Raw genomic sequence first — 23,038 nt, 5'->3', positions numbered from 1 at the left:
CGGGGTGCCGGCCGGACGGGTGGGCCCGCGGCGACCGGTCCGGCCGTGGACGCGTGCGGGAAAGTCGTCATCGGGTATGCCTTGTCCGGGTTTCTCGTCACATCGGTGGCACGGTCGGCATCGGTCCGGAACCGCTCGGATGCCCCGAGGCGGACGGGTTCGGGCCGGGGTTTTGGCGTGATAAGTCGCCACATTGTGGGGCATTTCTCCTGCTCCTGTCCGTAAACCTGCGGGTAATCGGCATCACAAAAGCTTCATGGTTCTCGCCCGCCCGGGTGGAAGTCTGCTTACGCTTCGCGTCATGGCAGATGGTTCCGATACGACGCTGACGGCCGAGGAGACCCCCGGGCACGCCCCGCAGGGCCTGGTCGCGGGCATCAAGTCGTTCGCCGCCGGTCACGGCGGGGCGAAGGCGGTCATCGAGTACGTCGGCAAGCGTGGCGCGCGCATCGTCCTCGTGGGCGGGGACGGGGTGTGGGGCGACCAGTTCGCCGACGACACCGTCGTGGCGCGGCAGGCCTGCGCGAAGGCGGGAGTCACCGTCGAGAACGCCTGGGAGCGTGAACTGATGGACCAGATGCGTCCGAGCAACGACCTCTGGCGGTCGATGGCCCGGCGCACGATGGCCCGTTGACATAAATTGACCGACCACCACCAGTCGACCCGGGGGAGACCCCGGGTCGCTCTCGTCACCTGTGCCGACCTGCCCGACCTGGGCCCCGACGACCGGCTGCTGCTCGACCCGTTGGCGCGTCGCGGGGTGAGCGTCGACGTGCGGGACTGGGCCGACCCGAGCGTCGAGTGGGCCGCGTACGACCTGGCGGTGCTCCGTTCGCCGTGGGACTACGCGCTGCGCCGCGACGAGTTCGTCGCCTGGGCGTCGCGGGTGCCCGCCCTGGCCAACCCGGCCGACGTCGTGCGCTGGAACACCGACAAGCGATACCTGGCCGAGCTGTCCGCGGCGGGGGTGCCGACCGTGCCGACGTCCTGGGTCGCGCCCGGGCAGGACTGGCGCCCGCCCGCCGCAGGCGGCGGGTACGTCGTCAAGCCGGCCGTCAGCGCGGGCAGCCAGGACACCGGCCGCTACGACCCGGCCGTCGCGGAACACCGGGAACTCGCCGTGGCGCACGTGCGGCGGCTGTCGGACGCGGGGCGGCTGGTCATGGTGCAGCCGTACCTCGACGCGGTCGACACGGCCGGTGAGACGGCGCTGCTCTACCTGGCCGGACCGGACGGTCCGACGTTCAGCCACGCCATCCGCAAGGGCCCGATGCTGACCGGCCCGGACCTCGGCGCCGACGGGCTGTACCGGACCCAGGAGATCACCGCCCGCACGGCCACCCCGGAGCAACTGGCGGTGGCCGGTCTGGTCCTCGCGGCGGTGCCCGGTGGGCCGGGACGCCTGCTCTACGCCCGCGTGGACCTGATCCCGGGCCCGGATGGGGCGCCGGTCCTGGTGGAGCTGGAGCTGACCGAGCCGTCGCTGTTCCTCGGCCACGCCGAGGGCGCCGCCGACCGCCTGGCCGACGGGCTCCTCGCCCGGCTGGGCGCTCCCGCCTGACGACCCGCCGGCCGCACCCACGGGCCTGCTCCTGCCGCCCCGGCCGGGTCACGTTCCGGCCCGGCCGATCGAGCCAGGTGTCGTCGACACGGCGGCGCGACGAAGGCGTGCCGGTCCCGGCGTGGGCGTGCCCCGTCGGGTCAGGCCGGGACCGGGGCGGCCGTCTCGCGCCGTGCGGCGGCCTCCGTCGGCGGCGTGGGAGCCGGGCGGCGCTCGCGGATCGACCACAGCACCGCCAGGGTGGCCAGCCAGACCAGGCAGGAGCCCAACATGTGCGCGCCGACCAGGACGGCCGGGAGGTCCGTGAAGTACTGCACGAAGCCGACCACACCCTGTGCCAACTCCACCAGGAGCAGCACCCCGGCTGCGCGGACCGAACGGGCGGGCGCTCCCACCGCGCGCAGGGCCAGCCACAGGGCCAGGCTCAGGCCGACCAGGAGGAACACCAGGTCGGCGTGGACCTGTGAGATCGTCTCCGGGTCCAGGCCGTTGCGGACCGCGTCGGCGTCACCGGCGTGCGGACCGCTGCCGGTCACCGCCACGCCGACGACGATCACCGCCGCGCTCGCCGCCACGGTGATCCGGACCAGCGTCCGGATCGACGCCGGCACCAGGGGGACCGCCGGGCCGTCCGGCTCGTCGACCCGGCGCCAGAGGGCGTACGAGGCGAGCAGCAGCAGCATCGAGACCACGAAGTGGATGCCCACGATCGAGGGGTGCAGCTGCATCCGCACGGTGATGCCGCCGATCACCGCCTGGGCGACGATGCCCAGCACCACGGCGACTGCGAGCGGCACCACACCGCGGCGGCGCGGACGGTGCAGCAGCGCCGCCAGCAGCGTCGCGCCGGCGATCAGCACCAGAACGAAGGTGAGCAGACGGTTGCCGAACTCGATCACCCCGTGCACGCCCATCTCCGGCGTCGTGGTGTACGACTCGTCGGTGCACCTGGGCCAGGTGGGGCAGCCGAGGCCGGACGCGGTGAGCCGGACGGCCCCGCCGGTGACGACGATCGCCACGTTCGCGACGATGTTCGCGTACGCCAGGCGGCGCAGCAGGGCGGTGGAGACCGGGAACCGGACGGATCGCTTCACGGCGCAAATCCTACGCACCGTAGTGGAGCACGATCGGGTGACTCCGTCCGTGCGGTGGTTCGGATCACCGGGACCCCGGTTTGCGGGCCTCGGGCGAATTACGTAACGTTGGCGTTGTGAAATACGTGGCGGGGCTCTCCGGGGACCGGCCGACGGCCGCCACCCCGGCCGCCGGCCAGTCCGCGTCCGTCGCGGACCTCTCCACCCGCGACCGGGTCACCCAGCTGTTGCTGGAGCGCGGCGCGACCACCGCGGCGCAACTCGGCTCGGCGCTCGGGCTCAGCCCGGCCGCGATCCGCCGGCACCTCGACGCGATGCTCGCCGACGGCGACGTGCTCGCCCGCGACCAGACCGTCCGCGGCCACCGCGGCCGGGGCCGGCCGGCGAAGGTGTTCGTGCTGACCGATGCGGCCAGGGTCCGCTGCGGCACCCACCACTACGACAACATGGCCACCGCCGCGCTGCGCTGGATCTCCCGCAACGGCGGCGCCGAGGCGGTCGAGGCGTTCGCCACCGACCAGGTCGCCGCGTTGGAGGCCCGCTGCCGGGCCGCCATGGAGGACGCCGGCGACGACCCGCTCGCGCGGGCCGAGGCACTCGCCGGAGCGCTGACCGCCGAGGGTTACGCTGCGAACGCGTCCACGATCGCCTCCGGCGGCCAGCTCTGCCAGCACCACTGCCCGGTGGCGCACGTGGCCGCCGAGTTCCCCCAGCTGTGCGAGGCCGAGACCGCGGTCATCTCCCGCCTGGTCGGCACCCACGTGCAGCGCCTGGCCACCATCGCCCACGGCGACGGGGTGTGCACCACGCACATCCCCACCCAGCCGGGGCGTGCCCGTTCCGGTAAGACCGTCACCACTGTGAGGACAGATAGATGACCGAGCAGATCGTCCAGCCCCTGACCCAGGAAGAGCAGCTCGCCGCCCTGGGCCGCTACGAGTACGGCTGGGCCGACCCGGACGTCGCCGGGGCGGTCGCCCAGCGTGGCCTCAGCGAGGCGGTGGTGCGGGACATCTCGGCCAAGAAGAGCGAGCCGGCCTGGATGCTCGACCTGCGGCTGAAGGGCCTGCGGCTGTTCGGCCGCAAGCCGATGCCGGCCTGGGGCGCGGACCTCACCGGGATCGACTTCGACAACATCAAGTACTTCGTACGGTCCACCGAGAAGCAGGCCACCAGCTGGGAGGACCTGCCCGAGGACATCAAGAACACCTACGACCGGCTGGGCATCCCCGAGGCGGAGAAGCAGCGGCTGGTCGCCGGCGTCGCGGCGCAGTACGAGTCCGAGGTCGTCTACCACAAGATCCGTGAGGACCTCGAGGAGCAGGGTGTCCTCTTCCTGGACACCGACACCGCGCTGCGCGAGCACGAGGACGTCTTCAAGGAGTACTTCGGCACGGTGATCCCGGTCGGCGACAACAAGTTCGCCGCGCTGAACACCTCCGTGTGGTCCGGTGGCTCGTTCATCTACGTGCCGAAGGGCGTGCACGTGGAGATCCCGTTGCAGGCCTACTTCCGGATCAACACGGAGAACATGGGCCAGTTCGAGCGGACGCTGATCATCGTCGACGAGGGCGCGTACGTGCACTACGTCGAGGGCTGCACCGCGCCGCTGTACTCCTCCGACTCGCTGCACAGCGCCGTCGTGGAGATCATCGTCAAGAAGAACGCCCGGTGCCGCTACACGACCATCCAGAACTGGTCGAACAACGTCTACAACCTGGTCACCAAGCGGGCCGTGTGCCACGAGGGCGCGACCATGGAGTGGGTCGACGGCAACATCGGCTCCAAGGTCACCATGAAGTACCCGGCGGTCTACATGACCGGCGAGCACGCCAAGGGCGAGGTGCTCTCGGTGGCCATGGCCGGCGAGGGGCAGCACCAGGACGCGGGCGCCAAGATGGTGCACGCCGCGCCGCACACCTCCTCCACCATCATCTCCAAGTCGATCGCCCGGGGCGGCGGCCGCACGTCGTACCGGGGCCTGGTCCAGGTGCTGGAGGGCTCGCACAGCAGCCGGAGCACGGTCAAGTGCGACGCGCTGCTGGTCGACACCATCTCCCGCTCGGACACCTACCCGTACGTCGACATCCGCGAGGACGACGTGTCGATGGGGCACGAGGCGACCGTCTCCAAGATCAGTGACGACCAGCTCTTCTACCTGATGAGCCGGGGCCTGAGCGAGGACGAGGCGATGGCGATGATCGTGCGCGGCTTCATCGAGCCCATCGCCAAGGAACTCCCGATGGAGTACGCCCTGGAACTCAACCGCCTCATCGAGCTCCAGATGGAGGGCGCGGTCGGCTGACGCCGGCCCGGCCCCTGCGGGGCCGCGCGGACGCCGACCCGTTGCGGGGCCGCCGGACGCCGACCCCTCTGGCCGGGCAGCGCGAACACCGACCGACCCTCCAGTCAATGACACCGTCGTCGTAGAACAGACCAAGGAAGAGATGACTACCCAGGCTTCCGCGCCGCCCAGCACCAAGTCGCAGGCGCTCCGCTCGTACGACGTCGCCGACTTCCCGGCCCTCACGGGCCTGGAGGAGGAGTGGCGCTTCACCCCGCTCAAGCGGCTGCGCGGGCTCACCGGCGAGGCGCAGGCCGCCACCGGAGCGGTCCGTCACGAGCATGGCGACCTGCCCGAGGGCGTCACCGTCGAGCGGATCGGCTTCGACGACCCGCGGGTGGGCAGCGTGCTCACCCCGGTCGACCGGGTCAGCGCGCTGGCCTACGGCGGGGCCGGGCAGGCGCTGCTGGTCCAGGTCGCCCGCGACGCCGTGGTGGCCGAGCCGGTGGGCCTGCGGGTGGTCGGCGAGGGCGCCGAGGGCCTGGCCTTCGGGCACACCTTCGTCGAGGTGGGCCGGTTCGCCGAGGTGACCCTGGTGCTGGAGCACGTCGGTTCGGCCACGCTGGCCGACAACGTCGAGGTGTCCGTGGCCGACGGGGCGAAGCTGACCCTGGTCACCGTCGCCGACTGGGCCGGCGACGCCGTGCAGGCCCAGCACCTGCGGGTCCGGCTGGGCCGCGACGCCAAGGTGGTGCACGTCCAGGTCTCCCTGGGCGGCGACCTGGTCCGGCAGTACACCTCGGTGGAGTACACCGAGCGGGGCGGCGAGGCCGAACTGTACGGCCTCTACTTCGCCGACTCGGGCCAGCACCTGGAGCACCGCCAGCTGGTCGACCACACCGTGCCGGACTGCCGCAGCCACGTCGGCTACCGGGGTGCCCTGCAGGGCGAGAGCGCACACACCGTCTGGGTGGGCGACGTGCTGATCCGCGCCGAGGCGACCGGCACCGACACGTACGAGATCAACCGGAACCTGCTGCTGACCGACGGCGCGCGGGCGGACTCCGTACCCAATCTGGAGATCGAGACCGGCGAGATCGCCGGCGCCGGGCACGCGAGCGCGACCGGGCGCTTCGACGACGAGCAGTTGTTCTACCTGATGGCCCGGGGCATCCCGGAGTCCGAGGCGCGGCGCCTGGTGGTCCGCGGCTTCTTCGCGGAGCTGATCAACAAGATCCCGGTCGAGTCGCTGCGCGAGCGGCTGGGCGACGCCATCGAGGCCCGGCTCACCAAGGCCGGCGCCTGATGATCCGCCTCTGCTCCACCGAGGACGTGCCGAAGGGCACCGTGGTCAGCGCGGACGTCGACGGCACCCCGATCGCGCTGGTGCACGCCGAGGACGGCCTCTTCTACGCCGCCTACGACGAGTGCTCGCACGCCGCGGTCGCCCTCTCCGAGGGGGAGGTCTCCGGCTGCACGTTGGAATGCTGGCTGCACGGATCCCGTTTCGACCTGAGGACCGGCGAGCCGACCGGGCTGCCCGCCACCGAACCCGTTCCCGTCTATCCCGTCGAAGTCCGAGACGGCGACATCTACGTCAGTCTCACGCCGAGCAATGGAGTGACCCGATAATGAGCACCCTGGAGATCCGCGACCTGAAGGTGTCGGTCAAGCTGCCCGAGGGTGAGCTCAAGCCGATCCTGGCCGGTGTCGACCTGACCGTCCGCTCGGGCGAGACCCACGCGATCATGGGCCCGAACGGCTCCGGCAAGTCCACCCTGGCCTACTCGATCGCCGGCCACCCCAAGTACGAGATCACCGGCGGCTCGGTGACCCTCGACGGCGAGGACGTGCTGGCCCTGTCCGTGGACGAGCGGGCCCGCGCCGGCCTCTTCCTGGCCATGCAGTACCCGGTCGAGGTCCCCGGCGTCTCGGTGGCGAACTTCCTGCGTACCGCCAAGACCGCCATCGACGGCCAGGCGCCCAAGCTGCGCACCTGGGGCGGCGAGCTGCGCGGGGCCATGGAGCGCCTCCAGATGGACCCGGCCTTCGCCCAGCGCAACGTCAACGAGGGCTTCTCCGGCGGCGAGAAGAAGCGGCACGAGATCGTGCAGCTTGAGCTGCTCAAGCCGAAGATCGCCATCCTCGACGAGACCGACTCCGGCCTCGACGTGGACGCGCTGCGCGTGGTCAGCGAGGGCGTGAACCGGGTCCGCGACAACGGCGACACCGGCATGCTGCTGATCACCCACTACACCCGGATCCTGCGCTACATCAAGCCGGACTTCGTGCACGTCTTCGTCGCCGGCCGGATCGTCGAGCAGGGCGGCCCGGAGCTGGCCGACAAGCTCGAGGAAGAGGGCTACGAGCGGTACGCCGCCGGGGCCGGCGCGGCACGGGCCTGAGTCCTCTCGGAAGAATGGGTGGGCCGGTCGACATGACTTCCATCGCGATCCCGCCGGGGATGCCGCAGTACGACGACGTGCCGCGTTACGACGTGGCGAAGGTGCGCGCCGACTTCCCGATCCTCGACCGGGAGGTCAACGGGCACCGGCTGGTCTACCTCGACAGCGCCAACACCTCACACAAGCCGCGGCAGGTGCTCGACGTGCTCGGTGAGCACTACGCGATGCACAACGCCAACGTGTCCCGTTCGGTGCACACCCTGGGCACCGAGGCCACCGAGGCGTACGAGGGCGCGCGGGCGAAGATCGCCGCGTTCATCAACGCGCCGAGCGTGGACGAGGTGGTGTTCACCAAGAACTCCACCGAGGCGATCAACATCGTGGCGTACGCGTTCTCCAACGCCTCGCTGCGACCCGACGCCGACCCCCGCTTCCGGCTCGGCCCCGGCGACGAGGTGGTGATCTCCGAGATGGAGCACCACTCGAACATCGTCCCGTGGCAGCTGCTCTGCGAGCGCACCGGCGCGACCCTGCGCTGGTTCCCGGTCACCGACCAGGGGCGCCTGGACGAGTCGGGGCTTCAGGACCTGGTCACCGAGCGGACGAAGATCGTCTCGCTGGTGCACATGTCCAACATCCTCGGTACGGTCAACGCCACCTCGCGGATCACCGCGCGGGTGCGCGAGGTGGGGGCGCTGCTGCTGCTCGACTGCTCCCAGTCGGTGCCGCACATGCCGATGGACGTGGTCGACCACGACGCCGACTTCGTCGTCTTCACCGGGCACAAGATGTGCGGGCCGACCGGCATCGGGGTGCTCTGGGGCCGGGGCGAGCTGCTGGCGGCGATGCCGCCGGTGCTGGGCGGCGGATCGATGATCGAGACGGTCACCATGGCCCGCTCGACGTTCGCCGCGCCGCCGGCCCGGTTCGAGGCGGGCACCCCGCCGATCGCCGAGGCGGTCGCGCTCGGGGCGGCCGTCGACTACCTCGCGGGCATCGGGATGCGGGCCGTCCAGTGGCACGAGAAGGAGCTGACGGCGTACGCGCTGGACGCCCTCGCCACGGTGCCCGGCCTGCGGATCTTCGGGCCGACCGTGCCGGTGGGCCGGGGCGGCACCATCTCGTTCGCCCTCGGTGACATCCACCCGCACGACGTCGGGCAGGTGCTCGACTCGCTCGGCGTGCAGGTGCGCGTGGGCCACCACTGCGCCAAGCCGGTGTGCACCCGGTTCGGCGTACCGGCCATGACGCGGGCCTCGTTCTACCTCTACACCACCACCGGGGAGATCGACGCCCTGGTGGCGGGCCTGGAGCAGGTGCGGAAGGTGTTCGAGTGAGCGGCGACGCAGCAGCCCGCGGATCGACGGGAGTTCAGCCCGATGCAGCTTGAATCTCTTTACCAGGAGATCATCCTGGACCACTACAAGCACCCGCACGGTCGCGGCCTGCGCGACCCGGACGCCACGGGTGCCCGGGTCGCCGAGGCGCACCACGTCAACCCGACCTGCGGTGACGAGGTCACCGTACGGGTGGCGACCGACGGCGAGGTGCTGCACGACGTCTCGTACGACGGCATGGGCTGCTCGATCAGCCAGGCGTCGGCGAGCGTGCTGCACGAGCTGCTCGTGGGCCGGGGCGCGGGCGACGCGTTCCGGGTGCACGAGGCGTTCGTCGAGTTGATGTCCGGCCGTGGCCAGGTCACGCCGGACGAGGACGTGCTCGGTGACGGGGTCGCGTTCGCGGGCGTCGCCCGCTACCCCGCCCGGGTCAAGTGCGCGCTGTTGCCGTGGATGGCGTTCAAGGACGCCGCGGCACGCGCCGGTGTGGGCGTGAGCCCGACGGAGGTTGAGGCATGAGCAGCGAGGACACCGCCACCGCGGCGACCCCGGCGACCGAGGGCGCGACCGCCCCGGCGGCGGAGTCCGCCGCACCGGCCACGAACGGTGCGCCGCCGGCCGGGGGGAAGGCCGCGATCGCCGACATCGAGGAGGCGATGCGGGACGTCGTCGACCCGGAGCTGGGCATCAACGTGGTCGACCTCGGCCTGTTGTACGGCGTACACGTCGGCGACGACAACGTCGCCACCCTGGACATGACGCTGACCTCGGCGGCGTGCCCGCTGACCGATGTGATCGAGGACCAGGCCCGGCAGGCGCTGACCACCGGCCCGGGCGGCGGCCTGGTCGACGACATGCGGATCAACTGGGTGTGGCTGCCGCCGTGGGGGCCGGACAAGATCACCGACGAGGGGCGTGACCAGCTCCGTACCCTCGGGTTCAACGTCTGACCGCCACCTGCGCCGGTACCCGTCGAGCGCGTCGCCCCCTGCGGGGCGGCGCGCTCGACGCGTTTGCGCCGGCGGGCAGGTGGGGAAGCAGGATCGGGGCGTGATCGAGACGTACCCCCCGAGCCGCCGGCGCCGTGTTGCCGTAGGTTCGAGCGCATGAGCAGCCGACCCGCAGCCGGAGGCGGCCGCTGGGTCGAGGTGGACCCGGCACGGGTGGCCCGCTGGGTCGAGGGCTTCGCCGACCGGCACGGCCCGCCCGCCACCACCATCGAGGCGTACGGACTGCTGCTCGCCGCCGCGGACGGCGCGACCGCCGAGCTGCACACCCCACCCGGCGCCCCCGCCGCCCCCGACGTGCCCGGCTTCGTGGCCGCCGCCGCCGCGCCCCGCCGGCTCGGCCTGCTACTCGCCCGCAAGGGTGCGGTGGCCGTCGGTGTGGCGGCGGGGGAGCAGCTGGTGATCTCCAAGGTGGACACCCGCTACGTGCAGGGACGTACCGCCGCCGGGGGCTGGTCGCAGCAGCGCTTCGCCCGGCGGCGCGACAACCAGGCGAAGGCGGCGCTGGGCGACGCCGCCGAGCTGGCCGTACGGCTGCTGCTGCCGGAGGCGTCGTCGTTGCGCGCGCTGGTCTGCGGCGGCGACCGGCGGGCCGTGGACACCGTGCTGGCCGACCGGCGGCTCGTCCCGCTGGCGGCGCTGCGCGCCGAGCGGCTGCTGGACGTGCCCGAGCCCCGGCACGCCGTGCTGGTCGGCGCGATCGCGGCGGCCCGGGCGGTCCGGATCCTGGTCCGCGACCCGGCCTGACCTCCTTCGGGCGGTTCGCGCGCCCCTCGGGCCGGCGTCGGCCGGCGTTGCCGTCCGCCGCGGCGTGGCCCGTGGCTCTCGTGCACGCGCCGGGAGCGGGCGCGCGCCCCGGACAACGACGGCGGCCGGTGGGCGAGCGCCCACCGGCCGCCGAGGGGCGGTCGCCCGTGAGTTCAGAGGCTGCCGCGGAAGGTGTCGCAGGACTTCGGGTCCCCGGTCTCGTAACCGCGGGTGAACCACTGCCTGCGCTGCTCCGACGAGCCGTGGGTGAACTCGTCCGGGTTCACCGGCCGGTTGGCCCGCTTCGAGATGGCGTCGTCGCCGATCTTCTCGGCCGCGTCGACGGCCTGCTGGATGTCCTGCTCGCTGATGCTGTTGAAGATCTTCTGGCCGCTCGCGTCGGCGGTGCCGGTGGCGTTCTTGGCCCAGGCGCCGGCGTAGCAGTCGGCCTGGAGCTCCAGCTTCACCGAGAGCGCGTTCGCGTTGTCCGGGTCGCGCTGTTGCTGGCGGCGCATCTGGGCCTCGGTGCCGAGCAGGTCCTGCACGTGGTGGCCGTACTCGTGGGCGAGCACGTACGGCTGGGCGAACTCGCCGGCGGCGCCGAGCTGCTGGGCGAGCACCTGGTAGAAGGTCAGGTCGATGTAGACCTGGTCGTCGGCGGGGCAGTAGAACGGTCCGACGCCCGAGTCGGCCTGCCCGCAGGCGGTGTTGACGCCCTGGCTGAAGAACACCGTGCGCGACGGGCGGTACTGCTCGCCGAACGCCTCGGGCAGCGCTTTCTGCCAGTACGCCTGGATGGAGTTGACGTAGAGCGTGTTGCGGCAGTCGAGCTGCTGGAGCGCGTCCTCGGCAGAGCACTTCTGTTCCAGCGACGTGTTGTCGCCCTGCGGCTCGTCGCCGCCGCTGGTGGCCGCGTTCAGGCCGAAGCCGCCGCCGACGAGCGCGACGAGCACGGCGATGACGAGGCCGACGATGCCGCCGCGGCCGCCGCCGATCGGGATGGGGATGCCGCCCAGCCCGCCGCCCCTGCCGGATCCTCGCCGGTCGTCCACCTGGCTGGTGTCGATCCGCGCGTTCTCGTTCAGCTCCATGTCTACCCCGATCACCATTTGATCCGTTTTGGTGGTTGCGGTACCGGACCGGGTCCGGACGGCGTTCCGGTACCCGATGATCTTGATCGGTAATCCGTCGGGACGGTCGGGCGGCGCCCGGTACACTTGCCCCGTGCTGCTCTGCGAAGGCTGAACCGCCCCGCGCCGACGGGCCTCGTGCTCGCCGGCGCTTTCGCGTGCCCTGAGTCAGCCCTTCCAGACCCCGAGAGCGAGTCCTCCGACATGATCACTGCCACCGGCCTGGAGCTGCGCGCCGGCGCCCGGATCCTGCTGTCCGACACCACGCTGCGCGTGCAGCCGGGTGACCGGATCGGCCTGGTCGGCCGCAACGGCGCCGGCAAGACCACCACGCTGAAGGTGCTCGCCGGCGAGGGCCAGCCCTATGCCGGGCAGATCGACCGGCGCAGCGCCATCGGCTACCTTCCGCAGGACCCCCGCACGGGCGACCTGGAGGTCACCGGCCGCGACCGGGTGCTCTCCGCCCGGGGCCTGGACGTGCTGATGGCCCAGATGAAGGAGGTCGAGGCCAAGCTGGCCGACGACACCGACGACAAACTGGTCCGCCGCTACGGCGCGCTGGAGGACCAGTTCGCCTCCCTCGGCGGGTACGCGGCCGAGGCCGAGGCCGCTCGGATCTGCGCCAACCTGGGCCTGCCGGACCGGGCGCTCGCCCAGACCATCGGCACGCTCTCCGGCGGTCAGCGCCGCCGCATCGAGCTGGCCCGGATCCTGTTCCGCGACGCGGGCGAGAACGGCGGCGGCATCCTGCTGCTCGACGAGCCGACCAACCACCTCGACGCCGACTCCATCACCTGGCTGCGCAGCTTCCTCGCCAACCACAAGGGCGGCCTGATCGTGATCTCCCACGACGGCTCGCTGCTGGAGTCGGTGGTCAACAAGGTGTGGTTCCTCGACGCCACCCGCGCCGTGGTCGACGTCTACAACCTGGGCTGGAAGGCGTACCTGGAGGCCCGCGAGACCGACGAACGGCGCCGCCGCCGGGAGCGGGCCAACGCCGAGAAGAAGGCCGGCGCGCTGATGGCGCAGGCCGACAAGATGCGGGCCAAGGCCACCAAGACCGTCGCCGCGCAGAACATGGCCCGGCGGGCCGAGAAGCTGATCTCCGGCCTGGAGGAGGTACGCGTCGCCGACAAGGTGGCGAAGGTGCGCTTCCCGAGCCCGGCCTCGTGCGGCAAGACCCCGCTGACCGCGACCGGCCTGTCGAAGTCGTACGGCTCGCTGGAGATCTTCACCGATGTCGACGTGGCGGTCGACCGGGGCTCGCGGGTGGCCATCCTCGGGCTCAACGGCGCCGGCAAGACCACCCTGCTGCGGATGCTCGGCGGCCTGCTGGAGCCGGACACCGGCGAGGTGCACGCCGGGCACGGCCTGCGGCTGGGCTACTACGCGCAGGAGCACGAGACGCTCGACGTGGACCGCACCGTGCTGGAGCACATGCGCAGCGCCGCCATCGAGCAGACCGACACCGACCTGCGCAAGATCCTCGGCGCGTTCCTCTTCTCGGGCGACGACGTGGACAAGCCGGCCGGGGTGCTCTCCGGTGGCGAGAAGACCCGGCTGGCGCTGGCCACCCTGGTCTGCTCCGGGGCGAACGTGCTGCTGCTCGACGAGCCGACGAACAACCTCGACCCGGTCAGCCGGGAGCAGGTGCTCGACGCCATCGCCCGCTATCCGGGCGCGATCGTGCTGGTCACCCACGACCCGGGTGCGGTCATGGCGCTGAAGCCCGACCGCGCCATCCTGCTGCCCGACGGCGACGAGGACGCCTGGAGCGACGACCTGCTCGAACTCGTCGAGCTGGCCTGACTGTGCTGAGACACGCAGGGGCGGTTGGACCTCCCGGACGCGTCGGAGCATCACTGTATCGGGAAGCTGACATTGCATAGCGTGTCGGTTGGCGAAGAGTTGATATCTGGCGCATGATCGTTCGAGGCGGTCTAATAGGTGGGACCGTATCCGAACCGCACAGTCTGGGACGTGAGGACACAGCATGGCAGCCACTGGCACAGCCACCAGCACTGAGAAGGGTCGCCGGATCGTCGGAGCCGAGCGTCAGACGCTCGCCAAGGACCTGGTAAAGCGGTACACCTCGGGTGAGAGCATCCGCGCGCTCGCGGCCTCGACCGGCCGTTCCTACGGGTTCATCCACCGGGTGCTCACCGAGTCCGGGGTCCAGCTGCGGCAGCGTGGCGGCGCCCGACGCCGCAAGAAGGCGTGACCCGCCCACCAGCGTCGTCCATCAGCGCCGCTCCCCGGGTCGCTCGGTGACCGCCGAGGCGACCGGGGTCCGGCTGGAATGCGACGGGCCGGTCGCGACGGTCACGTTGTGCCGGCCCGACGTGCTCAACGCCCAGACCCCGGCGATGTGGCGCGCGATGAGTGACTTCTCCCGGGATCTCCCCGGCGACGTGCGCGTCGTGGTCGTACGCGCCGAGGGACGGGCGTTCTCCGCCGGCCTCGACCTGTCGGTGGCCGGCGCCGCCGGCCCGGGGTCCTTCGCCGAGCTGGCCACCCTGCCCGAGCAGGAGTGCGCCGACCGGATCGCGGAATACCAGGGCGGCTTCACCTGGCTGCACCGCCCCGACGTCGTCTCCGTCGCCGCCGTGCAGGGGCATGCGATCGGCGCCGGCTTCCAGCTGGCGCTCGCCTGTGACCTGCGTGTGCTGGCCGAGGACGCGAAGCTCTCCATGGCCGAGGTGACGCTCGGCCTGGTCCCGGACCTCGCCGGCACGGGGCGCCTGGTCGATCTGGTCGGCTACAGCCGCGCGCTGGAGATCTGCGCGACCGGCCGACGGATGGACGCCGCCGAGGCGGACCGGATCGGCCTGGCCACCCTGGTGGTGCCGAACGCCGAGTTGGACGCCGCGGTGCGCGACCTCGCCGCCGGGCTGGTGGCCAACGACCGTAACGCGGTGGTGGAGATCAAGGCCCTGCTCGCCGGCGCCACCGGCCGGTCCGCCGCCGACCAGCAGCGGGCCGAACGCGAGGCGCAGACCCGCCGGCTGCGCGATCTCGCCGGGCGCGGAGAATAGTAAGGACCGTCCGGGAAGACCAGGGTTACGGCCGAGGTTGTCAGAGTCGTCGGGAGAATTGACCTGACGGTCCGGTCGAACCCGACGACCCGGAGGTGAACGTGTCCAACTCGATGTCCGGCGGCGGCATGGCCGGCTGGAGCATGCTCCGGTCGATGCGCAACCGCGACGAGATCTCCACACACCGGCTCAAGCGCGGGGTGGCCCGCCGGATCGTGGCCTTCGCGGGGCCCTACCGCCGGGACATCGTCGTGTTCCTGGTCACCGTCGTGCTCGCCGCGGTCATCGGGGTCGCCACCCCGGTGCTCGCCGGCGACGTGATCGACACGATCACCCGGGGCGGCGCCGACGCCGGCAGCGCGGTGGTCCGGCTGGCGCTCGTCATCGCCGGGCTCGCGGTGGCCGACGCGCTCTTCTCCCTCGTCCAGCGGTGGTACTCGGCCCGCATCGGCGAGGGCATCATCCTCGACCTGCGCACCCGGGTCTACGGCCACGTCCAGCGGATGCCGCTGCAGTTCTTCACCCGTACCCAGACCGGGGCGCTGGTCAGCCGGCTCAACAACGACGTGCTCGGCGCCCAGCGGGCGTTCACCTCGACGCTGTCCGGGGTGGTCAGCAACGTCATCCAGCTCGTGCTCACCGCCGCGGTGATGTTCACCCTCTCCTGGCAGATCACCGCGCTCTCGCTGGTGCTGCTGCCGGTCTTCATCATCCCCGCCCGCCGGGTCGGCAAGCGGCTGGCCGAGATCACCCGGGAGTCCTACAACCTCGACGCGAAGATGAACGCGACGATGACCGAGCGGTTCGGCGTGTCGGGCGCGTTGCTGGTGAAGCTCTTCGGCCGGCCCGAGGTGGAGGCACGCCGGTTCGCCGGGCGGGCCGAGCGGGTCCGCGACATCGGCATCCAGTCCGCGATGTACTCGCGGACCTTCTTCGTGGCCATGCTGCTGGTGGCCTCGCTGGCCCAGGCGCTCACCTACGGTCTCGGTGGCTGGCTGGCGGTCACCGGCAACGTCAGCGCCGGCACCGTGGTGACCCTCGCGCTGCTGCTCACCCGTCTCTACGGCCCGCTGACCGCGCTGTCCAACGTCCGGGTCGACGTGATGAGCGCGCTGGTCTCCTTCGACCGGGTCTTCGAGGTGCTCGACCTCAAGCCGACGATCGAGGAGAAGCCCGACGCCGTGCCGGTGCCGCCCGGCGGCGGCCGGGTCGAGTTCCGCGACGTCCGGTTCCGCTACCCCAGCGCCACCGAGATCTCGCTCGCCTCCCTGGAGGAGGTCGCCGCCCTCGACCGCACCGTCAACGAGCCCGTGCTCAGGGGCGTCTCGTTCGCGGTCGAGCCGGGGCAGATGGTCGCGCTGGTCGGCCCCTCCGGCGCCGGCAAGTCGACGCTGTCCATGCTGATCTCCCGCATCTACGACGTCACCGACGGGCAGGTGCGGGTCGGCGGCGTCGACGTCCGCGACGCCACCCTCGACTCGCTGCGCGACGAGATCGGCGTGGTCACCCAGGATTCGCACCTGTTCCACGAGTCCATCGCCGAGAACCTGCGCTACGCCAAGCCGGACGCCACCGACGACGAGATCTGGGCGGCGCTGGCCGGGGCGCAGGTCGCCGACCTGGTGCGGTCGCTGCCGGAAGGGCTCGAGACCCTCGTCGGTGAGCGCGGCTACCGCTTCTCCGGTGGCGAGAAGCAGCGCATCGCCATCGCCCGACTGCTGCTCAAGGCCCCGTCGATCGTGATCCTCGACGAGGCGACCGCCCACCTCGACTCGGAGAGCGAGGCCGCGGTGCAGCGGGCGCTGTCGGTGGCGCTGACCGGGCGTACCGCGCTGGTGATCGCGCACCGGTTGTCGACCGTCCGCGACGCCGACCAGATCCTGGTGCTCGACGGCGGGCGGATCGTCGAGCGGGGGCGCCACGAGGAACTGGTGGCGGTGAACGGGCTCTACGCCGAGCTCTACCGCACCCAGTTCGCCGTCGCCGACTCGCCCACCCCGTACGTCGACGCGACCGGGCCCGAGCCGGTGGCCGTACCGCCGCTGCGGCCCTACCTCGCCGACGAGGCGCTCCCGCCGGCGGCGGCCAACTGACGCCGGCCCGGGCGGCCTGGTGACGCCGCCGCCGACCGACCCGCGCCTCAGCCGGCGGCGACCGCCGCCCGCAACTCCCCGAACGCGGCGCCGAGCGTCTCCGGGGTGAAGTGCGCGTTCAGGCCGCTGGGGTTGGGCAGCACCCACAGCCGGGCGCCGGCCAGCCGCTCCGGCTGCGGCCCGAAGGTGGCCTTCGGCCGGGCGAACCCGATCCGGTACGCGGTCACCCCCACCACGGCCACCCACCGGGGGCGGTGCCGTTCGACCTTGGCGGTGAGGATCTGCGCCCCCTCGATAAGTTCGGCCGGGGTCAGCTCGTCGGCGCGGGCGCTGGCCCGCGCCACCATGTTGCTGATGCCCAGGCCGTAGCCCGGCAGCTCGTCCTGCTCGCTGGGGTGCAGCAGCCGGGGCGTGAACCCGCCCCGGTGCAGCGCGGGCCAGAACCGGTTGCCCGGGCGGGCGAAGTGCCAGCCGGTCGCCGCCGACCACAGGCCCGGGTTGATTCCCACGAAGAGCACCTCCAGGCCGGGGGCGACGACGTCGGGAATGGTGCGCTCCGCCGCCGCGGCGAGTTCCTCCCGCGTGGGCCGCGGATACCGACCGGCCGGGTCCGCCGCCCCCGTCCGCCGCCGGACGGGGGAGCCGAGGGGCGGCTCGCCGGCGGGCGCGGCCATCACAGGCTCCGCAGGACGCCGCCGTCGACCGGCACGGTGACCCCGGTCAGGTAGCTCGCGGCGGGGGAGAGCACGAACGCGGCCACCCGGCCGAACTCGGCGGGGGAGCCGATGCGGCGCAGCGGAATGGCGGCCTCGGCCTCCGCGCGCGCCCGTTCGGGGTCGCCGGTGGCGGCGAAGAGCTCCACGTTGCGGTCGGTCATGATCCGGCCGGGCAGCAGACCGACCACCCGTACGCCCCGGGGCCCGTACTCGTCGGCGACGTCCTTGGCCATGCCCGCGAGGCCGGGCCGCAGGCCGTTGGAGATGCCCAGGCCGGGCACCGGCCCGCGCGCCGAGGTCGACAGGACCAGCCCGACCGCCCCGCCTCCGCCCTCGGCCAGGATCTCGGCGACGGTACGGACCATCCGGACGGTGCCGAGGAAGACCGTCTCGAAGGAGCGGCGCCACTGCTCGTCGGTGACCGAGGCGGCGCTGCCCGGCGGTGGCCCGCCGACCGAGACCAGCGCCCCGTCCAGCCGGCCGAAGTGCTCCCGGGCCGCCGCCACGAGGCGCTCCGGCGTCTGCGCGTCGGTCAGGTCGGCGGTCAGCCCGACCGCCCGCTCCGGCCCGCCGAGGCGCTGCGCGGCGGCGGCCACCGCGTCGGCGTCACGGGCGGAGAGCACGACGCGGGCGCCGTCGGCGACGAGGCACTCCGCGGTGGCGTAGCCCAGCCCTCGGGAGGCGCCGGTGAGTACGTACACCCGATCGGTCAGTCCGAGATCCATACCGTCGATCCTGCCGCACCCGGCGGGATCCGCCAGCGGGGCCCTCGGGCCGGCGGCGGCGGGCGGTCAGCGGCGGGCGGTCAGCGGCGGGCGGTCAGCGGCGGGCGGGACGCAGTAGGCGTACCCGACCGGCGGCCTGGACCGCGACGGCCCCGCCGGCGTGCCCCCAGCCCGGCAGCCGGCGCGGGCGCGGCGGTGCGTGCCCGTCGTAGCGGTCGGTGGCCTCGCGCGCGGCCAGCTCCTCCGCGCCCAGCGGCGGCAGCGCGCCCCGGTCGCGCAGGTCGCGGGCCAGGTCCCAGCCGTCGCGCAGGGAGCCCCCGCTCGGTCGTCCCGCCGCCCACCGGGCGAAGGTCGCCGGCCACCGTGGACCGAGACCGGCGGCGAGCAGCGGCCAGTGCCGGGCCACCTCCCCGGCGCGCTTGCGCAGCAGCGCGGCCCCGGCGGCGGCGAGCGCCGCCGGGTCGAAGCCCGCCGGGACCGGGCCGCCGGCCACCAGCGCCGCCACGAGCGCCGCCTGCCGCTCGGCCAGGTCGCCGCTCACGTCACCACCGGGAAGCCGGACGCGGCGGCCAGGGCGTCCAGCTCGGCGCGGAGCACCGGGGCGGGCGGGTGGTGCCCGTCGCGTTCGAGCAGGAGCGCGGGCGGCCGGCGGCGGGCGCACAGCTCGCGCAGCAGGTCGAGCACCGGTGGCGGCACCGGATCGGTGTGCGTGTCGTGGTAGTAGCCGCCGTGCTCGGCGCCGCCCGCGACGTGCACGTAGGAGACCCGCTCCAGCGGCAGCCGGTCGAGCAGCGCGACCGGGTCGACGCCCCGGTTGCGGGCGTTGGCGTACACGTTGGCGACGTCGAGCAGCAGGAACGCGCCGGTGCGGTCCAGGATCTCGGTGAGGAAGTCGGCCTCGTCCAGCTCGTCGTCGGGCCAGTCGAACAGGGCCGCGATCGGTTCCAGCGCGATCGGCACCGGCAGCGCGGCCTGGGCGCGGGCGACGTTGGCGCAGACCGCGTCGACCGCCTCCCGGCTGCGGGGCAGCGGCAGCAGGTGCCCGGCCTCGACGCCGCCGGCCCGGACGAATGCGATGTGCTCGCTGACCAGCGGCGCCCCGACCAGCTCCGCCACCGCCCCCAGGTGGGCGACGCGCGCCGGGTCGACCGGTTCCGCGCCGCCGAGGGACAGCCGCACGCCGTGCGGTACGACCGTCACGCCGCGCTCGCGCAGGGCGGCCAGCCCCGCGGGCGGTGGGCCGGTCGCGGCGAGGCTCTCCGCGACCACCTCCACGAAGCGCAGCCCGGGCAGGCCGGCGACGAAGCCGGCGATCTCCGGCCGCCAGCCGATGCCGACGCCGGCGGGGCCGGTCATCCGCCGCACCCACCGCCGCCGCAGCCACCGCCACCGCCACCGCCGTCCGAGCCACCGCTGCACGAGCCGCCCCCACCGCACGAGCTGCCGCCGGAGGAACCGCCGCCGATCGCCTGGCGCCGGATCTCGGCCTCGGCGGCGAAGCCGGGATCCATGGCGTAGAGCGAAGCGGTGCCGAACAACGCGACCCCCATCGCGGCGCCCGCCGCGCCGTACGTGGCGTAGGCGGGGGCCGAGGCGGGCGCGAGGTAGGTGTGCCGGCGTCGCAGGTCGCGCAGGGTCCGGGTGGCGGCGCGGGTGCGCCACGGCACCCGGTGCAGGAGGACGGCCACGACGATCAGCGGGAGCTGGCTCAGCACGAGCCAGCCCACCGGCCGGTCGTTGGCCAGCCCGGCGACGATGCGCGCCATGCCGACCAGCAGCAGTGCGGTGAGCAGGAACGCGCCCAGGCGCAGCGCGGCCCGGCGGGCCGGCGCGAGCGCGAGCCCGTGCTGCTCCAGGCTGGTCCGCAGCTGGTCGAGCGCCCGGCCGACCCACTCGTCGCGGGCCAGTTCCCGGGTGGTGGCGTTGCGGCCGGCCGCGAAGTGGATCGCCTGGTCCAGCGGCGTGATCCCGGCCGGCAGCGGCCCGCCGGTGGTGAGCCGCCGGTCCGGCCGTACGCCGATGGCCCCGTAGCTGCGCAGTGCGCCGACCGAGGCCCAGATCGCCAGCTGCTGCCCGCCGTTGAGGTAGGCGACCTGCTGTGGGCCGAGGTGGCCGACGTGACCCACCGGCGGGCCGGCGAGGGCCGAGAGCCGGTGGACGAGCGTACCGACGACGATCACGACGGCCGCGAGGAGATAGCCGCTGAGGAAGACCGGACCGGGGATGCCCCAGGTGTCACCAGGGGCGGCGAGGATGGGCATGGCTGCTCCTGTCGGGCGAGGGGATCGCGAGCCAATTGTGGAGCAGCCTCGCCAGGGCGTACCCACCGCGGCAGCCGAGTTACCGGACCGGTACGCACGGCGAGAGGGCGACCGGCGGCACCGGGACCGGCGGACGGAGCGCCCGGGGGAGAGAGGCGCGTGCCGGGCGGGTCAGCGGCGGCGCACGGCCTCCTCGACCAGGTCGAGGACCGGGCCGAGGTCACCGGCGGGGCGGCCCATCGCCAGGTGCAGCACCAGCCCGTCGTAGGCGAGTTCGAGGAACTGGGCCAGCACGTCGATCGACACGTCCTCGCGGAGCACGCCCGCCTCCCGCTGCCGGGCCAGCCGGTCGCGGGTCGCCTCGGCGATCGCGGCCGACCGCTGCGCCCACCGCTTGGCGAACGCCGGGTCGGTCCGCAGCCGCCGGGACACCTCCAGCTGACTGCCGAGCCAGCCGGTGGTGTCGGAGGAGAGCGCGCCGGCCAGCAGGTCCCGCATGACCTGCACCAGGCCGTTGCGGGCCACCGTCTCGACCATGGCAGCGGCGTCGTCCTCGGCCACGGCGAGGAAGAGCGAATCCTTGTCGCGGAAGTGGTGGAAGATCGCGCCCCGGGACAGCCTGGTGGCCTCCTCGAGCCGGCGGACGGTGGCGCCCTCGTAGCCGTGCCGGGCGAAACACGCCCGCGCGGCGGCGAGGATCTCCTGCCGGCGCGCGTCGAGCTGGTCCTGGCTTACTCTGGGCACGGTCCGATCGTGACAGCTCACCCCCCGCCGTGCAAACCGTACGTACGGCTTGGTTTGACCGCGCGACAAGATCATCCATGGGTCACGCGCCGGTCTAGGATCGGCCCGTGACGCCACTCCCGACCGCCGTCGCGGTCCCCGCCGCGCCGCTGACCGTCGCGGCCGTGCAGGCCGAGCCCGTACCCGGCGAGGTGGCCGGCAACGCGGCGAGCGCCGCCCGGCTGGTCCGCCGCGCCACGGAGCGGGGCGCCCGGGTGACCGTGCTGCCCGAGCTCTTCCTGCCCGCGTACCACCTGCCGACGCTCGCGGCCGATCCCGCCGGCACCGACGTCGTGGCCGACGCGTCGGCCACGGTCGACGACCCGCGGCTGGACCCGCTGCGCGAGGCTGCCCGCGACGGCGGCGCCGCCGTGGTGGTCGGCGCCGCCGTGCGGCACCCGGACGGCCGGCGGACGATCTCCGCCCTGCTGGTCGACCGGTCCGGCGACGTCCGCGTCGCCTACGACAAGCAGCAGCTGTGGAGCGGTGAGCGGGAGCTGTTCGTCGCCGGTGACCGGGGCGCGACCCTGCTCGTCGACGACTGGCGGCTCGGGCTCGGCATCTGCTACGACGGCTGCTTCCCCGAGCACGGCCGGGCCGCCGCGGCCGACGGGGCGCACGGCTACCTCTGCCCGAGCGGCTACCTGGCCGGCTCCGAGCACCGCCGCGACCTCTACTACGCCGCCCGCGCGCTGGACAACACGATGTACGTGGTGTTCGCCAACCTCGTCGGCGGCGTCCAACCGTGGCGGTTCAACGGTGGCGCGGCGGTCTACGACCCGGAGGGCCGGCCGCTGGCCAGGGGCGCGGACACCGACGAGGCCGTGCTGGTCGTCGCGCTCGCCCCGGAGGCCCTCACGGCGACCCGGGCCGCCCACTGCATGCTGCTCGACCGCCTGCCCGGTCAGGGCGGGACCCGCACGGCGCTGCCGGCCTGACGGGCGTCGGAGGCGGGAGGCGGTCGCGGGGCCGTGCCGCGCAGGTTCACCGCTCGGCACTGTCGGCGGGCGGGGGCGGTCCCGTAGGGTGCCCGAGTGCCACTGCTCCTGCTGGATCTGGACAACACGCTGCTCGACCGGGCCGGTCCGTTCCGCGCCTGGGGGGAGCGTTTCCTGGCCGGTGTCGGCGCGCCACCGGACGACATCGACTGGCTGCTGTCCATCGACGCCGACGGGCTGACCGACCGGTGGGACGTGGCCGACGCCGTACGCGACCGCTACCGGCTGCGGATCCCGTCCATCGACCTGGTCGAGGAGTTGCACGACGGCGTGGTGGCCAACGTCCGGCTCGATCCGCTGGTGGCGTGCGCGCTGCGCATCGCCGACGAGGCCGGCTGGACGCCCGTGGTGGTCAGCAACGGCGGGGTGCGCCAGCAGGAGGCCGTGATCCGGCGTACCGGGCTGGACCGCGTCGTCGCCGACTGGGTCATCTCCGAGGAGGTCGGCGTCAGCAAGCCCAACCCGAGGATCTTCGCGCTGGCCGCCCGGCGGGTACGGCTGCCCCTGCGCGGCGCCTGGGTGGTCGGCGACGGCCCGGAGGCGGACATCGGGGGCGCCGTCGCCGTGGGCCTGCCCAGCGTCTGGCTGCACCGGGGGCGGAGCTGGGTCGACAGCCGGTTCGCCCCCACCCGCACCGCGGACGGGGTGCTCGCCGCCGTCGCGACGGTGCTCGCCGCCTGACGGGCGCGGTGCGCGCAGCTCCCGCCGCAGCGGTGGGCGTAATTCGGTTGACCCGGGTGGCGTCGGCCCGTGAGCATGGGCGGCGCATCGTGCAGCCGGGTCCGCACCCGGTCGAGGAGAGGGGGTCGGTCATGGCCGTCTTCGCAGGTCACTTCCACCTGCCCCCATCAGCCTCGAGCAA

General features: G+C 73.2%; 25 protein-coding genes. 17 read left to right on the top strand and 8 right to left on the bottom strand.

What is annotated here, in order from left to right:
• Window positions 1-301 precede the first annotated feature (301 nt).
• Both KBX06_RS09755 and KBX06_RS09750 read left to right on the top strand, forming a co-directional pair.
• Window positions 302-634, top strand: coding sequence for a hypothetical protein (locus KBX06_RS09755; RefSeq protein ID WP_210834071.1), 333 nt, complete (start codon window positions 302-304; stop codon window positions 632-634).
• A gap of 6 nt (window positions 635-640) precedes the next feature.
• On the top strand, window positions 641-1,561 hold the full coding sequence (locus KBX06_RS09750) for a RimK family alpha-L-glutamate ligase (protein ID WP_210834069.1): 921 nt from the start codon (window positions 641-643) through the stop codon (window positions 1,559-1,561).
• 140 nt (window positions 1,562-1,701) lie between these two features.
• Here the strand turns inward: KBX06_RS09750 and KBX06_RS09745 are convergent, their stop codons facing one another.
• Window positions 1,702-2,673 carry a heme A synthase gene (locus tag KBX06_RS09745; RefSeq protein ID WP_210834067.1) on the bottom strand — a complete coding sequence of 324 codons (972 nt, stop codon included), beginning with the start codon at window positions 2,671-2,673 and terminating at the stop codon, window positions 1,702-1,704.
• A 98-nt stretch (window positions 2,674-2,771) separates the two neighbouring features.
• Between KBX06_RS09745 and KBX06_RS09740 the strand changes: the two genes are divergently transcribed.
• From KBX06_RS09740 to KBX06_RS09700, 9 genes are all read left to right on the top strand, one after another.
• Window positions 2,772-3,533: an ArsR family transcriptional regulator gene (locus KBX06_RS09740; RefSeq protein WP_210834065.1), complete on the top strand. Its 762-nt coding sequence runs from the start codon at window positions 2,772-2,774 to the stop codon at window positions 3,531-3,533.
• A complete protein-coding gene (gene sufB / locus KBX06_RS09735) occupies window positions 3,530-4,960 on the top strand; it encodes a Fe-S cluster assembly protein SufB (protein WP_210834062.1) in 1,431 nt (476 codons plus the stop codon). Before KBX06_RS09740 ends, sufB begins: the two co-directional genes overlap by 4 nt.
• Before the next feature lie 142 nt (window positions 4,961-5,102).
• A complete protein-coding gene (sufD, locus tag KBX06_RS09730; RefSeq protein ID WP_210834055.1) occupies window positions 5,103-6,245 on the top strand; it encodes a Fe-S cluster assembly protein SufD in 1,143 nt (380 codons plus the stop codon).
• A complete protein-coding gene (locus KBX06_RS09725) occupies window positions 6,245-6,571 on the top strand; it encodes a non-heme iron oxygenase ferredoxin subunit (RefSeq protein WP_210834053.1) in 327 nt (108 codons plus the stop codon). The genes sufD and KBX06_RS09725 overlap by 1 nt, the downstream gene beginning before the upstream one ends.
• A complete protein-coding gene (sufC, locus tag KBX06_RS09720; RefSeq protein WP_088999375.1) occupies window positions 6,571-7,344 on the top strand; it encodes a Fe-S cluster assembly ATPase SufC in 774 nt (257 codons plus the stop codon). The genes KBX06_RS09725 and sufC overlap by 1 nt, the downstream gene beginning before the upstream one ends.
• 32 nt (window positions 7,345-7,376) lie before the next feature.
• Window positions 7,377-8,681 carry a cysteine desulfurase gene (locus KBX06_RS09715; protein WP_210834051.1) on the top strand — a complete coding sequence of 435 codons (1,305 nt, stop codon included), beginning with the start codon at window positions 7,377-7,379 and terminating at the stop codon, window positions 8,679-8,681.
• A gap of 42 nt (window positions 8,682-8,723) precedes the next feature.
• Window positions 8,724-9,200 carry a Fe-S cluster assembly sulfur transfer protein SufU gene (gene sufU / locus KBX06_RS09710; RefSeq protein ID WP_210834049.1) on the top strand — a complete coding sequence of 159 codons (477 nt, stop codon included), beginning with the start codon at window positions 8,724-8,726 and terminating at the stop codon, window positions 9,198-9,200.
• Window positions 9,197-9,631, top strand: a complete 435-nt coding sequence (locus KBX06_RS09705) for a metal-sulfur cluster assembly factor (protein WP_210834047.1) — start codon at window positions 9,197-9,199, stop codon at window positions 9,629-9,631. The genes sufU and KBX06_RS09705 overlap by 4 nt, the downstream gene beginning before the upstream one ends.
• A 156-nt stretch (window positions 9,632-9,787) precedes the next feature.
• Complete coding sequence (locus KBX06_RS09700) at window positions 9,788-10,435, top strand: acVLRF1 family peptidyl-tRNA hydrolase (RefSeq protein ID WP_247685552.1); 648 nt, start codon at window positions 9,788-9,790, stop codon at window positions 10,433-10,435.
• Between the two features lie 173 nt (window positions 10,436-10,608).
• Here KBX06_RS09700 and KBX06_RS09695 read toward each other — a convergent pair whose 3' ends face one another.
• Window positions 10,609-11,526, bottom strand: a complete 918-nt coding sequence (locus KBX06_RS09695; protein WP_210834206.1) for a neutral zinc metallopeptidase — start codon at window positions 11,524-11,526, stop codon at window positions 10,609-10,611.
• A gap of 243 nt (window positions 11,527-11,769) precedes the next feature.
• Between KBX06_RS09695 and KBX06_RS09690 the strand changes: the two genes are divergently transcribed.
• The 4 genes from KBX06_RS09690 to KBX06_RS09675 all read left to right on the top strand — a co-directional run bounded on the left by KBX06_RS09690 (window position 11,770) and on the right by KBX06_RS09675 (window position 16,693).
• A complete protein-coding gene (locus tag KBX06_RS09690) occupies window positions 11,770-13,374 on the top strand; it encodes an ABC-F family ATP-binding cassette domain-containing protein (RefSeq protein ID WP_210834045.1) in 1,605 nt (534 codons plus the stop codon).
• 184 nt (window positions 13,375-13,558) lie between these two features.
• The gene (locus KBX06_RS09685) at window positions 13,559-13,786 is read left to right on the top strand and encodes a helix-turn-helix domain-containing protein (protein ID WP_007462679.1); all 228 of its coding nucleotides are present in this window, start codon (window positions 13,559-13,561) and stop codon (window positions 13,784-13,786) included.
• 46 nt (window positions 13,787-13,832) lie between these two features.
• Window positions 13,833-14,600, top strand: a complete 768-nt coding sequence (locus tag KBX06_RS09680; protein ID WP_210834044.1) for an enoyl-CoA hydratase/isomerase family protein — start codon at window positions 13,833-13,835, stop codon at window positions 14,598-14,600.
• A gap of 113 nt (window positions 14,601-14,713) precedes the next feature.
• A complete protein-coding gene (locus KBX06_RS09675; RefSeq protein ID WP_210834205.1) occupies window positions 14,714-16,693 on the top strand; it encodes an ABC transporter ATP-binding protein in 1,980 nt (659 codons plus the stop codon).
• 47 nt (window positions 16,694-16,740) lie between these two features.
• Here KBX06_RS09675 and mug read toward each other — a convergent pair whose 3' ends face one another.
• The 6 genes from mug to KBX06_RS09645 all read right to left on the bottom strand — a co-directional run bounded on the left by mug (window position 16,741) and on the right by KBX06_RS09645 (window position 21,139).
• Window positions 16,741-17,367 (bottom strand): G/U mismatch-specific DNA glycosylase, encoded by a 627-nt coding sequence (gene mug / locus KBX06_RS09670; RefSeq protein WP_210834042.1) that lies wholly within the window; start codon window positions 17,365-17,367, stop codon window positions 16,741-16,743.
• Entirely contained in the window at window positions 17,367-18,134 is a 768-nt protein-coding gene (locus KBX06_RS09665; RefSeq protein ID WP_210834040.1) for an SDR family oxidoreductase, read from the bottom strand. Before KBX06_RS09665 ends, mug begins: the two co-directional genes overlap by 1 nt.
• 94 nt (window positions 18,135-18,228) lie before the next feature.
• On the bottom strand, window positions 18,229-18,675 hold the full coding sequence (locus KBX06_RS09660) for a hypothetical protein (RefSeq protein WP_210834038.1): 447 nt from the start codon (window positions 18,673-18,675) through the stop codon (window positions 18,229-18,231).
• Window positions 18,672-19,490, bottom strand: coding sequence for a DUF692 domain-containing protein (locus KBX06_RS09655; protein WP_210834036.1), 819 nt, complete (start codon window positions 19,488-19,490; stop codon window positions 18,672-18,674). Before KBX06_RS09655 ends, KBX06_RS09660 begins: the two co-directional genes overlap by 4 nt.
• Window positions 19,487-20,395: a TIGR04222 domain-containing membrane protein gene (locus KBX06_RS09650; protein ID WP_210834034.1), complete on the bottom strand. Its 909-nt coding sequence runs from the start codon at window positions 20,393-20,395 to the stop codon at window positions 19,487-19,489. The genes KBX06_RS09655 and KBX06_RS09650 overlap by 4 nt, the downstream gene beginning before the upstream one ends.
• A 171-nt stretch (window positions 20,396-20,566) precedes the next feature.
• Complete coding sequence (locus KBX06_RS09645) at window positions 20,567-21,139, bottom strand: TetR/AcrR family transcriptional regulator (protein WP_210834031.1); 573 nt, start codon at window positions 21,137-21,139, stop codon at window positions 20,567-20,569.
• 107 nt (window positions 21,140-21,246) lie between these two features.
• Here KBX06_RS09645 and KBX06_RS09640 point away from each other — a divergent pair, with 107 nt between their 5' ends.
• A complete protein-coding gene (locus KBX06_RS09640; RefSeq protein WP_210834029.1) occupies window positions 21,247-22,116 on the top strand; it encodes a carbon-nitrogen hydrolase family protein in 870 nt (289 codons plus the stop codon).
• A gap of 96 nt (window positions 22,117-22,212) precedes the next feature.
• A complete protein-coding gene (locus tag KBX06_RS09635) occupies window positions 22,213-22,857 on the top strand; it encodes an HAD family hydrolase (RefSeq protein ID WP_210834027.1) in 645 nt (214 codons plus the stop codon).
• The last annotated feature ends 181 nt before the right edge of the window (window positions 22,858-23,038 follow it).

The sequence above is a fragment of the Micromonospora sp. C31 genome, assembly GCF_018070575.1.
Lineage (GTDB): Bacteria > Actinomycetota > Actinomycetes > Mycobacteriales > Micromonosporaceae > Micromonospora.
This window is presented reverse-complemented; position numbering and strand designations above follow the sequence as displayed.